Genomic DNA, 11,923 nt, shown 5'->3' with positions numbered 1-11,923 from the left:
GCCGCCGCAGCCGCTCTCCTCAGGTGACCAGCTGCCCCTTACCAAGGGCGATGACGCCGCCCTTGGACACCGTGTACAGCTCCGCGTCGCGCTCCGGGTTGACGCCGATCGTCGCGCCCGGCGGCACCTCGACGTTCTTGTCGAGCACGGCACCGCGCACCACCGCGCCCCGGCCGATGTGCACGTTGTCGTGCAGCACCGACCCCTGCACGACGGCCCCCGGGTCGACCACCACACCCGGCGACAGCACGGACCGCGTGACCTGTCCGCGGATGAGGCAGCCGGCGCTGATGATGGACTCGCTGGCGATGCCGCCGGCGTTGAATCGGGCCGGCGAGAGCTGGTACGAGTGCGTGTAGATGGGCCAGCTGCGGTTGTACAGGTTGAAGGCCGGGCGCTCGGCGATCAGGTCCATGTGCGCCTCGTAGTAGGCGTCCAGCGTGCCGACGTCCCGCCAGTAGCCCTGGTCGCGGGTGGTCTCGCCGGGCACGTGGTTGGCGCTGAAGTCGTACAGCGCGGCCTCGCCCCGGTCGGTGAGCTGGGGCAGGATCGAGCCGCCCATGTCGTGCACGGAGTGCTCCTCCTCCGCGTCCCGCTGGAGCGCCTCGATGAGGGCCTTCGTGGTGAAGATGTAGTTGCCCATGGAGGCGAAGACCATCTCGGGGTCGTCCGCCAAACCGGGCGGGTCCGCCGGCTTCTCCAGGAAGCGCTCCACCGTCTGGCCGTCCGAACCGGGCGTGATCACACCGAACGCCGAGGACTCGCTGCGCGGCACCCGGATCCCGGCCACCGTGACGCCCGCGCCGCTGTCGATGTGCTGGGTGAGCATCTGGCGGGGGTCCATGCGGTAGACGTGGTCGGCGCCGAAGACGGCGACGTACTCGGGGCGCTCGTCGTAGATCAGGTTCAGCGACTGGAGGATCGCGTCGGCGCTGCCCAGGTACCAGCGCGGGCCCAGGCGCTGCTGGGCGGGCACGGGTGTGACGTAGTTGCCGAGCAGGCTCGACATCCGCCACGTGGTGGTGATGTGCCGGTCCAAGGAGTGCGACTTGTACTGCGTCAGGACGCAGATGCGCAGGACGTCGGCGTTCACCAAGTTGGACAGGACGAAGTCGACCAGGCGGTACGTACCGCCGAAGGTCACCGCGGGTTTCGCCCGGTCCGCGGTCAGAGGCATCAGACGCTTGCCCTCTCCGCCGGCCAGCACGATTCCCAGGACCGATGGACCACCACGACGCATGGCCGCTCCCCTCACGCCGATTTCCGGATGCCTGCCCCCGAGTAGCTCGTACTAAGCCTGTTTCACGATCTTCTCGTAGAGCCGTACCGTGCGGCGGGCCACCGCGTCCCAGCCGAACTCGCCGACCGCGCGTTCCCGCCCGGCCTCGCCCATCCGCCGGGCGGCCTCCGGATCGCTCAGGACGGAGTCCATGGCCCGGGCGAGCCCCGCCTCGAAGCCGTCGCCGGCCGGGACGAGCAGACCCGTCCTGCCGTCGTCCACGACCTCGGGGATGCCGCCGACCGCCGACGCCACCACGGGCGTGCCGCAGGCCATCGCCTCCAGGTTCACGATGCCGAGCGGCTCGTAGACCGAGGGGCAGACGAACAGCGCGGCGTGTGTCAGGAGCTGGATCACCTCGGGGCGCGGCAGCATCTTCGGAATCCAGAACACGCCGTCACGGACCCGGCTCAGCTCCCCGAACAGCTCGCGGAACTCCTGGTCGATCTCCGGCGTGTCCGGTGCGCCCGCGCACAGCACGACCTGCGTGGCCGGATCGATGTCCCGCACCGCGCGCAGCAGGTGGGGCACTCCCTTCTGGCGGGTGATGCGGCCGACGAACAGCACGTACGGGCGGGAGCGGTCGAGGCCGATCCGCTCCAGGGCGTCGGTGCCGTGGTCGGGCCGGTACAGGCTCGTGTCGATGCCGTTGTGCACGACGTGCACCTTGTCCGGGTCCAGGGCCGGGTAGCAGCCGAGGATGTCCTCGCGCATGGCGCCGGAGACGGCGATCACCGCGTCGGCGGCCTCGATCGCGGTGCGCTCGGCCCAGCTCGACAGCTCGTAGCCGCCGCCGAGCTGCTCGGCCTTCCAGGGGCGCAGTGGCTCCAGGGAGTGCGCGGTCATCACGTGCGGGATGCCGTAGAGCAGCTTGGCGAGGTGGCCGCCGAGGTTGGCGTACCAGGTGTGGGAGTGGACCAGCTCGCGCCCTTCGAGGGCGGCGGCCATGGCCAGGTCGACGGAGAAGGTGCGCAGCGCGTCGTTGGCGCCGTCGAGCGCGGACCAGGGCCGGTGGCGCAGCACGCCGTCGGCGCGGCCCTCGCCCCAGCAGTGCACGTCCAGGTCGACCAGCGATCTGAGCTCCCGGGCGAGGAACTCCACGTGGACACCTGCACCGCCGTACACATCCGGCGGGTACTCCCGGGTCAGCAGTCCCACTCGCACCCGCAACTCCCTGCTCTCAGCGGCCGTTCCCTTTCATGGTCACCCAGATGGGGCCTGTGGGGAAGAGCGAGGCGGCCGTGTGAAGCAACAGTCACCACAAAGCCCCCCGTCGGGCACGCGGTAGTACAGACAGCAGCTGCGGCGCCGGAAGGCCGTTCCGGCGAGGGTTCCGGATCCGGCCAGCAGGGGGTGCGCGAGGAGTCCGGCGGCCAGGGAACGGGCCCGGGCGGCGGTGTCCGCACGGCCCTGCCGCCGGGCCCAGCGGTCGAGTTCCCGCGCGGCGCCCGCCAGCGCGGAGGCGGCGTTGCCCCGCAGCAGGCCCGGGGCGAGGCGGTGGCGGGCGCGCAGGGCCGCCGAGAGGGGTTCGAGGTGGCCGTGCAGGACGACGTCCGCGACGGCCGCGGCGTCCCCGGGGAGCGGCCGTACGTCCGACAGCCACAGGTCGTCGGGGGCTCCGGCGCCGGCGTCCCAGTGCAGCAGCCGGGCGTCGAGGTCGGGGACGCGGCCGTAGAGCGCGGCGCAGCCGAGGGCCACGGACCAGAGACGGGCCGCCAGTCCCAGGTGGGCCACGGACGCCGCGACGCGCACCTCCGGGGCGCGCAACGCGTCCGCGACTTTGCCGACACGGAAAATCAGGGGATTTCCGTACATATCCGGTGCCGCGTCGGCGTAGGCCTGTGCGAGAGTGGGGAGAGGCCCGGCCGCCGCTTCTCCCGTGCGCAGCACGAAGTAGCCGCCGAGCGGGCGGAGCGCGGCAAGGCCGGGGTCGAGGTCCACGAAGAGCAGTACTACCAAGGCCCCTAAGGGACGCGACCCGGGGACCCCCTACCGGGTCGCCCACCCTGGGGATGACGGGGCTCCCCTCGTACTCCATCGGCAGTAGGACCCAATGAGTGCTCAGGGACGACGACGGGAAGACCTGGACACGGCAGGGTGTTGGTCATGAAAGCCGACCTTTCGCCGCGCCGGGCCGAGCGCCCCCGCCTGACGCAGAGGAGCAGCCGATGAGCGCCCTCGCGTTGTCCGTCCTGCTGTCTCTGGTGTCCGCGTTCGCCTACGCGGGCGGGGCGATCGTGCAGGAGCGGGTGGCGGAGTCCTCGCCGGGCGAGCAGTACGCGCCGCTGCGCCGGCCGGGCTGGTGGGCGGCGGTCGCGCTCAACGGCCTCGGTGGACTGCTGCACGTGGTGGCGCTGGCGTACGGCCCGCTCAGCCTGGTGCAGCCGCTCGGCGCGCTGACCATCGTGGTGGCCCTGCCGATGGCGGCGCTGTTCGTCGGCCGCAAGGCGGGTGCCACGGCGTGGCGGGGCGCGATCATGGCGACGGTGGGGCTCGCCGGTCTGCTGTCCCTGGTCGCCGCGTCCGACGCGCAGTCGCTGGACGCGGCTGAGCGGGTGGCCGTGGCCGTGGTCACCGCGGGCGTGGTCGTGGCGCTGATGATCGCCGGCCGGGCCGCGCACCGGCACCCGGCGGTCCGCAGCACGCTGCTGGCGACCGCCTCCGGTATCGCGTTCGGCATGTCCTCGGTGTTCACCAAGACCGTCGCGGTCGACTGGACCGGCGGTGTGTCGGCGGCGGACGTGCCGTCCCTCGCCGTGATCGGCGTCCTCGCCACGGCCGGCATGCTGCTGTCGCAGGCCTCCTACCGCGGCGCCGGCCTCGCCGCACCCCTGGCCACGCTGACGGTCGTGAACCCGGTGGTGGCGGCCGCGGTCGGCATCACCATGTTCGGAGAAACCTTCCGCTACGGCACGACGGGCACGGCGCTCGCCCTGAGCTGCGGCGTCGTGGCCGCGGGCGGTCTGATCCTGCTGACGACGGAGCGGCTCACACACGCCCGGCCGGAGAGCGAGGGAACGGGGCTGGAGGTCGCCGGGACGGGACTGCTTCCCGCGGACACGGGCCTCGGGGCGACGGGGACGCTGCCCGGGCCCGCGGCGGTGCCGGTTGGCGGCGTGCGGGGTGTGCGGGAGACGGTGGGTGCGCAGTCCGGGCCCGCCGGGGAGCCGACCGGGAGCCTACGGGGCGTGCTGGAGACGGTGGGTGCGCAGTCCGGGCGTGGGGGCGGCTTGAGCGGGCCCTTGAGCGCCTCGCCGGAGCCCCTGGGGGCCCCGCCCGGCATCGGCGCGCTGCCCGAGACCGTGGGCGTGGGTGCGCTGCCCAGGGCGCTGGGGGCCGGGGCTGGTCACCTCGGTGGGACCGGTCGGGGGCCGTCAGAGGGCGTGCCGGTGCCCGCGGCTGCCGTCGCCGATGAGCGCGACGCCGGCCCGGACGCCACGTACGAGAGCGGGGAACCGCCGGTGTCCTCCGGGGAACGCCCGCTCTCCTACGCGGCCTTCTACGGCATCCCGTACGTGGCGATGCCCACGGTGGACCGACACCGTATGCGCATCAGATCCTGACGCCGCCGGCCCTCAGATACGCGATGGGGTCGACGTCCGTGCCGAACCCGGGCCCCGTCCGCACCTCGAAGTGCAGATGCGGGCCCGAGCTGTTCCCGGTGGAGCCGGAGCGGCCGATGCGCTGGCCCGCGCTCACCGTCTGGCCGTCCCGCACGGAGATCGCCGACAGGTGGGCGTACTGGCTGTAGCGGCCGTCGCCGTGCCGGATCACGACCTGGTAGCCGTACGAGCCGCCCCACCCCGCGCTGACGACGCTGCCCGAAGCGACCGACTTGACGGACGTGCCCGTGGGCACGGGGAAGTCGACGCCGGTGTGGTAGCCCTTCGACCAGGACGAGCCGGCCTTGCGGTACGGCGTCCCCAAGGAGGCGCTGACGGGGGCGACCAGGCCCTGCCGGGCGGTCGTGGACCGTGCGGCGCGCTCCTTGCTCTCGTCCTTGGCCCGCTCCTCGGCCCGCTCCTCGGCGCGATCCGGGGACGGCTTCTCGGGTGCCGGCGTCTGCGATGCCGGCTTCTTCGTCGACGGCTTGGCCGACGGCACCCGCTCGGGCGCGGGACGCGTCTTCGTGGCGCTCTCGCCGCGCAGCGCGAGCCGCTGACCGGGCACGATCAGATCGGGATCGCCCCCTATGGCCGAGCGGTTGGCGGCGTACAGACCTCGCCAGCCACCCCGCACCTCCCGCTCCTCCGCGATGCCGGAGAGGGTGTCGCCCCGCACCACCGTGTACATCTCGGCGCTGCCCGCCCGGGACTGCGGCGTGGACTGCGGCCGCACGTCCTCGATGGAGGTCCTCGGCCTCTGCTTCCGGTCTGCCTTCTCGTCCTGCCTCGTGCGCTCGCCGGCCGGCCGGATGTCGGGCTCGGCTCCGCCCCGGGTCAGTCCGGCCCGTACGGAGCACGTCGGCCAGGCGCCCGGGCCCTGCCCGTCGAGCACCTTCTCGGCGACGGCGATCTGCTGGTCCTTGGTGGCCAGGTCCGCGCGCGCCGCGTAGGCCCGGCCGCCGTACGCCTCCCAGGTGGACTGGGTGAACTGGAGTCCGCCGTAGAAGCCGTTGCCGGTGTTGATGTTCCAGTCGTTGCTCGACTCGCAGGCGGCGACCTTGTTCCAGGTGGCCACGTCCGCCGCCTGGGCGGTGCCGGCGCCCATGAACGGGAGCGCCATGCCCGCGCCGCCCGCCGTGACGGTGAGTGAGGCGCGGTTGATCCTGTTCGGCTGATACCGGCGATGCCGGCCGCGTACGGCCATCGAGAGCCCCCCTAGACATGCGTCAGGAGGGGCAAAAGTAAGCGCTGCGAACCGGCCAGGACAAGGCGGCTATCAGCCGCCCGGTTGCCCAAATGGCCGGGATGAGGCCCCTGTTGCGCGACGTGCGCCACGGCGGTGCACCGCGTACGGCACCCGGTGCGCGGGTGCGGCGCACGCGGGGACGCGTACCTCGGGTGAGTGCGACGGGGGCTCTTGTGCGTATCTGCCTGCGCGACGCCGCACGACCCGCGCGTGCGGTCGAAGTAGCGGCACGTCAGGATGGTCGACGGGGGCATGCTGGTGGACACCATCCGCAGCAGCGATACCGAGGTCTTTAGGAGCCAACCGAATGAGCAGTACAGCGCAGATCGGCGTCACGGGTCTCGCGGTCATGGGCCGCAACCTCGCCCGCAACTTCGCCCGCAACGGCTACACGGTGGCAGTGCACAACCGGACGCCCGCGCGTACGCGCGCCCTGGTCGAGGAGTTCGGCGGCGAGGGGGAGTTCGTCGCGTGCGAGAGCGCCAAGGAGTTCGTGACCGCGCTGGAGCGGCCGCGGCGGCTGGTCGTGATGGTGAAGGCCGGTGAGCCGACGGACGCGGTGATCCAGGAGTTCGCCCCGCTGCTGGAGCCCGGCGACATGATCATCGACGGCGGCAACGCGCATTTCGCGGACACCCGGCGCCGGGAGCGCGACCTGCGCGAGCAGGGCATCCACTTCGTCGGCATGGGCGTGTCCGGCGGCGAGGAGGGCGCGCTCAACGGACCGAGCATCATGCCGGGCGGTCCCAAGGAGTCGTACGACTCGCTGGGCCCGATGCTGGAGAAGATCTCGGCGAAGGCCGCCGACGGTTCGCCGTGCGTCTCGCACGTCGGTCCGGACGGTGCCGGGCACTTCGTGAAGATGGTGCACAACGGCATCGAGTACGCGGACATGCAGCTCATCGGCGAGGCGTACCAGCTGCTGCGCGACGTCGCCGGATACACCCCCGCCCAGATCGCGGAGATCTTCCGCACCTGGAACCAGGGCCGTCTCGACTCGTACCTGATCGAGATCACGGCCGAGGTGCTCTCGCACGTGGACGCGGAGACGGGCAAGCCGTTCGTGGACGTGGTGGTGGACCAGGCCGAGCAGAAGGGCACCGGCCGCTGGACCGTGCAGATCGCGCTCGACCTGGGGGTGCCGGTGTCCGGCATCGCCGAGGCCGTCTTCGCCCGTTCGCTGTCGGGCCACGCGGAGCTGCGGGAGGCCTCGCGCGGGCTGGCCGGACCGAAGGCGCAGCCGATGAGCGAGTCGGAGGCCCGGGCCTTCGCCGACCGGGTGGAGCAGGCGCTGTACGCGTCGAAGATCGTGTCGTACACGCAGGGCTTCCACGAGATCGACGCGGCCCGCGGCGAGTACGGCTGGGACATCGACCTGGGTGCGGTGTCCGCGCTGTGGCGGGGCGGCTGCATCATCCGCGCGGCCTTCCTGGACCGTATCCGCGCGGCCTACGACGCCCGGCCCGATCTGCCGAGCCTGCTGTCGGACGCGACGTTCGCGCAGGAGATCGGAGACGCCCAGGACGACTGGCGCGAGGTGCTGGTCGCCGCGACCCGTCAGGGTGTGCCGACGCCCGGTTTCGCCGCGGCGCTCGCCTACTACGACGCCCTGCGCGCCGAGCGGCTGCCGGCGGCGCTGACCCAGGGGCAGCGGGACTACTTCGGTGCGCACACCTACCGGAGGGTGGACCGGGACGGGTCGTTCCACACGCTGTGGGGTGGGGACCGGTCGGAGGTCTCCGCGTAGGCGCTCCGCGCTGAGAACCGGCAACAGAACGGGGCCGGTGGACGGCCGCATCGGCTGTCCACCGGCCCCGTTCTGTTGCCGGCTCTCTTGCCGGTTCTCTTGCCGCCGTTCAGGACAGCGGCGGGCCCGGCTCGGGATTCGGTACGGGCTCCGGCCCCGGCGGGATCGGGGACGGGTCGGGTCCCGGCACCGGGTCGGGGCCCGGGGGTGCCGGCGGGGTCGGACCCGGTGGCGGGGTCGGGGCCGGGGGCGGCGGGGTCGGCTCCGGGCCCGGTGGAGGCTGCGGGTTCGGCACCGGATCGGGGTGCGGTTCCGGGCCCGGTGTCGGTCCCGGTGGCACGGGGTCGGGATACGGATTCGTCATGAGGTCCTCCAGCCAGTCGCTCGACTCCGGCTCTGGACTACTCCCCCGCCTACCCGTCGACTGCTTCCCCAGTCACTCCCGGGCGGGACGGGGAGGGGCCAGGTGGGGGTAACGGGGTCGGGCTTGGACACCGTACGTCCCGGCTCGGGAGTCAGAAGCGGCCCGGGTGCTCGGTCAGCCAGTCCTTCGCCGCCGTCAGCAGGGCCTGGTCAGCCGGTGGGGCCTCGTCGGGGTGGCGTTCGGACCACTTGGCGACGTAGGGGCAGAGCGGGGCGACGGCGCTGTGCTCGCGGCCGGCGATGCCGTAGAGCTCTCGGGCCAGCGCGCCCGCGATGCCCTGGCCCTCGTGGGCCGGTTCGACGATCGTGTGCACGGGCACGAGCGCGCGTTCGGGGCGGTCGAGGACGAAGTACTCGATGCGGCCGACGACTTCACCGCCGGACACCGCCTCCAGACGGCCCGCCGCCCGGTCGTCGCGGATCTCCAGGTCCCTCATGGACACGCTCCTGTCCCCTGTACGTCGGTCAGGCCCGGACGGCCTGCGGGCTGCGCTGCTGGTCCGAGCCCGGTACCGGCTCGGACGGGTCGGTGCCGAGGTCCACGATCCGGTTGTCGCGGTCCACGTGCACGACCCGGGGGGCGAGTGCCCTGGCCTCGGCGTCCGTCACCTGGGCGTAGCTGATGATGATCACCAGATCGCCGGGGTGGACGAGATGGGCGGCGGCCCCGTTGATCCCGACGACGCCGGACCCGCGCTCGCCCTCGATGACGTACGTCTCCAGCCGAGCGCCGTTGGTGATGTCCACGATGTGCACGAGCTCGCCGGGCAGCAGGTCGGCGGCGTCGAGCAGGTCGGCGTCGATGGTCACGGATCCCACGTAGTGCAGGTCGGCCTGGGTGACGGTGGCGCGGTGGATCTTGGACTTGAACAGAGTACGCAGCACTTTGGACTCCTGGAGGACGGCTCCCCGCCAGCTCTTTGCAGGTCAGGGGCGGCCCACACTGTACATCGGCATGTCTTCCATTCGAAGACCTTATAGAACATCGTGCACCGTGGGGAGCAGGGCTTCTCACCTGCGCGATCTACGCGAAGCAGGCTGCTACGAAGCCCTCAACCCGGAGCATGGACGGAAGACTGCCTCGGTCCAATGCTGATTGAATGCTGACTTACCTGATGAGTCGTCAGGCAAGTCTAGAGGTCCAGAGCAAGTTGCGAACTGGGGTCATCGGCGGTGAGGTAGAGGATGTCTCCTGGATAAACGGGAAGTGAAGATCGGAAGCTCCGGGAGCGCCGTTCCATGCTGCCTGATCCGGAGACTCGGCTTCGTCACCAGCTTCGGCTCCGCCTTCCGACGTTGCAGTGCAGTTGTATCTGCTCAGGATGCGAGCGATTCGAGCGAGGCGGCAACCGGGCCCGCGGCGGAGATGATGCCGTCGTGCCCTCCAGGAAGTTCGAGGTACCTCCAGTCGGCTCGGCTTCGGGCGTAGGCGGCGTACGGTTCGACCCCGGGGAACGCGGGTGCGGTGAATCGCACATAGGTGCAGGGCAGGCCGTTGCCGATGTCGTTCTTCAGGGGGAGGGACGACGCCTCGGCGCTGAGCGGTTGAGGTGTCAGACGCCGGTTCACCCATGCGATGTCCTGTGGATCGGACAGCCCGAAGGCTTCTGCCGGAGGGGGCGGAACGCTGAGCCCGCCGCTGAACCGTTCTGCCGACGCGATGCGGGCCTTGCGGGCTTCCGGCGCCATGCCGTCCAGCCTGCTGGATCCGTCGAAGGGGAAACCGCCGTCGAGAAAGACCAGGTGCGCCAGCCTCTCGGGTATCCGGTCGGCCACACCCGTGACCGTGCGGGCCCCGAAGCTGTGGCCGACCAGAACGACGTCTCGCAGTTCCTCGCTTTCGATGAGGTTGACGATGTCGAGGACGAAGGTGTTCATGTCGATGTCGCTGCTGAGAAGGTGACGACGGTCACCCAGCCCGGTCTGGGACGGGGCGAACACCCTGTGACCGTTCGCTTCCAGCAGGCGTTGCACCCTGGCCCAGCACCAGCCCCCGTGGAAGGCGCCGTGCACCAGCACAAAGTCCGTACGGTCTGTGATGCCCACGGGTCTCCTCAGTCGCCGTCCAGGTCGCCCCACGCGGGGGTGGGCGCGGCCTCGTCGAAGCGGATGGTCACGCGCCGCACGCGGGTGGACCCTTCGATGGCACCTTCGGCGTAGGCGCTTCCCTGTCCGCTCGCCTTGATCCCGCCGAACCAGAGACCGGGGTGGTGCAGGCGCATGGTGTTGCCCCAGATGGTGCCGGCCTGGACAAGGCCGGCCATGCGGTGCATGCGTCCCAGGTCACGGGTCCAGATGTTCGCGCTCAGGCCGTATTCGACGTCGTTCGCCAGGGCCACGGCTTCGTCCTCGTCGTCGAAGACGAGCACCGAGAGGATCGGGCCGAAGATCTCTTCGCGTGCCACCCGCATCGACTGCGAGACCTCGGTGAGCACGGTGGGCTCGACGAACAGCCCCTCGGGGTGGGTGTCCTTGGGCGTTCCCCCACCGGACAGCACCCGTGCGCCTTCGTCGCGGGCGATCCGGAGGTAGTTGCTGACGCGCTCGAACTGCTGCTGCGAGGCGAGGGGGCCCATATGGGTCTTCGGGTCCATCGGATCGCCGACCCGGATCCTCGCGGCCCGCCGGCGCAGCTGCTCGATGAACTCGGGCGCGATGGAGCGCTGGACCAGAAGACGGGTACCCGCGACACACACCTGGCCGGCGTTGTTGAACACGCCCCACAGGGCGCCGCGGCCCGCAGCGTCGAGGTCGGCGTCCTCGAAGACTATGTTGGGTGACTTGCCGCCGAGTTCGAGGACGGTTTTCTTGAAGGTCTCGGCAGCCGCGTGGGCGATACGACGTCCTGTGGGCACGCTTCCCGTGAAGGTGACGCCGCCGATGCCCGGGTGCTCGGCCACCGCCGCTCCGGTGACACCGCCCCCGGTGACCACATTGACGAGGCCTTCGGGTGCCCCCGCCTCGGACAGCAGGGCAGCGAGCCGGAGGGCGGAGAGCGGGGACATCTCACTGGGCTTGACGACGGCGGCGTTCCCGCAGGCTATCGCGGGCGCGACGCGGCTGCAGAAACTTCCGACCGGGCCGTTCCACGGCATGATCACGCCGATCACGCCGAGCGGCTCACGGGTGGTGTAGGACAGGTGACCGGAATTCGCCGGTACCTGGTGACCCGTCATACGGTCCACCTGGCCCGCCCAGTAGCGGATCATCCGGGCGCTCGCCGCACCGTCCCCGAGCGCTTCGCGCAGCACCCGGCCCATGTTCCGTGTGTCGGTCTCGCCGAGTTCGGCCCGCTGCTGCTCGACCGCGTCGGCCCAGCGCAGCAGTACCGCGATCCGTCGGCCCGCGTCCCAGCTCATCCACTCCCGCTGCGCCGCACCGGCCACGCTGACGGCGCGGTCGACATCCACCGCGTCACAGTCGGCCACGTGCGCGAGTATTTCGCCGTTGGCCGGATTGACAGCCTCGAAGGTGGCCGAGGAGTGCGGCTCTCGCGGTGCGCCGCCGATGAAGGGAAGTTCGCGGACCGGCGTCACCGAATGTGTGGACATGTCTGCCTTTCCTGTTTGCGCTCGTCGTCTCGCCGCCCTTGACCGTCCCGGTACGTCCGATCCGACGCGGCT

General features: G+C 71.3%; 10 protein-coding genes. 2 read left to right on the top strand and 8 right to left on the bottom strand.

Translation table 11 applies throughout. The features are described from left to right. Positions 1-19: 19 nt before the first annotated feature. From glgC to HDA41_RS36105, 3 genes are read right to left on the bottom strand one after another with little or no spacing between them, the layout of a single operon-like run. On the bottom strand, positions 20-1,240 hold the full coding sequence (glgC, locus tag HDA41_RS36115) for a glucose-1-phosphate adenylyltransferase (protein WP_184991573.1): 1,221 nt from the start codon (positions 1,238-1,240) through the stop codon (positions 20-22). Between the two features lie 51 nt (positions 1,241-1,291). Then, positions 1,292-2,443, bottom strand: a complete 1,152-nt coding sequence (gene glgA, locus HDA41_RS36110) for a glycogen synthase (RefSeq protein ID WP_184991570.1) — start codon at positions 2,441-2,443, stop codon at positions 1,292-1,294. Between the two features lie 39 nt (positions 2,444-2,482). Next, positions 2,483-3,238: a (2Fe-2S)-binding protein gene (locus HDA41_RS36105; protein ID WP_184991569.1), complete on the bottom strand. Its 756-nt coding sequence runs from the start codon at positions 3,236-3,238 to the stop codon at positions 2,483-2,485. Between the two features lie 209 nt (positions 3,239-3,447). Here HDA41_RS36105 and HDA41_RS36100 point away from each other — a divergent pair, with 209 nt between their 5' ends. Next, positions 3,448-4,842: a DMT family transporter gene (locus tag HDA41_RS36100; protein ID WP_184991567.1), complete on the top strand. Its 1,395-nt coding sequence runs from the start codon at positions 3,448-3,450 to the stop codon at positions 4,840-4,842. Here HDA41_RS36100 and HDA41_RS36095 read toward each other — a convergent pair. Beyond that, positions 4,832-6,088 carry a peptidoglycan DD-metalloendopeptidase family protein gene (locus HDA41_RS36095; protein ID WP_184991565.1) on the bottom strand — a complete coding sequence of 419 codons (1,257 nt, stop codon included), beginning with the start codon at positions 6,086-6,088 and terminating at the stop codon, positions 4,832-4,834. The genes HDA41_RS36100 and HDA41_RS36095 overlap by 11 nt on opposite strands. A gap of 349 nt (positions 6,089-6,437) precedes the next feature. On the opposite strand from HDA41_RS36095, the gene gnd reads away from it, so the two are divergent. Next, positions 6,438-7,877: an NADP-dependent phosphogluconate dehydrogenase gene (gene gnd / locus HDA41_RS36090; protein ID WP_184991563.1), complete on the top strand. Its 1,440-nt coding sequence runs from the start codon at positions 6,438-6,440 to the stop codon at positions 7,875-7,877. Positions 7,878-8,392: 515 nt separating this feature from the next. Here gnd and HDA41_RS36085 read toward each other — a convergent pair. From HDA41_RS36085 to HDA41_RS36070, 4 genes are all read right to left on the bottom strand, one after another. After that, positions 8,393-8,737: a GNAT family N-acetyltransferase gene (locus HDA41_RS36085; protein WP_184991561.1), complete on the bottom strand. Its 345-nt coding sequence runs from the start codon at positions 8,735-8,737 to the stop codon at positions 8,393-8,395. A gap of 28 nt (positions 8,738-8,765) precedes the next feature. After that, the gene (gene panD, locus HDA41_RS36080) at positions 8,766-9,185 is read right to left on the bottom strand and encodes an aspartate 1-decarboxylase (RefSeq protein ID WP_184991559.1); all 420 of its coding nucleotides are present in this window, start codon (positions 9,183-9,185) and stop codon (positions 8,766-8,768) included. 432 nt (positions 9,186-9,617) lie between these two features. Continuing rightward, positions 9,618-10,346 carry an alpha/beta fold hydrolase gene (locus tag HDA41_RS36075; RefSeq protein WP_184991557.1) on the bottom strand — a complete coding sequence of 243 codons (729 nt, stop codon included), beginning with the start codon at positions 10,344-10,346 and terminating at the stop codon, positions 9,618-9,620. An 8-nt stretch (positions 10,347-10,354) separates the two neighbouring features. Continuing rightward, positions 10,355-11,851 carry an aldehyde dehydrogenase family protein gene (locus tag HDA41_RS36070; protein ID WP_184991554.1) on the bottom strand — a complete coding sequence of 499 codons (1,497 nt, stop codon included), beginning with the start codon at positions 11,849-11,851 and terminating at the stop codon, positions 10,355-10,357. Between the last annotated feature and the right edge of the window lie 72 nt (positions 11,852-11,923).

It is taken from the genome of Streptomyces caelestis (assembly GCF_014205255.1).
Classification (GTDB): Bacteria; Actinomycetota; Actinomycetes; order Streptomycetales; family Streptomycetaceae; genus Streptomyces; species Streptomyces caelestis.
Note: the sequence above shows the minus strand (reverse complement) of the source record. Positions and strands in the feature narration are given on the sequence as shown.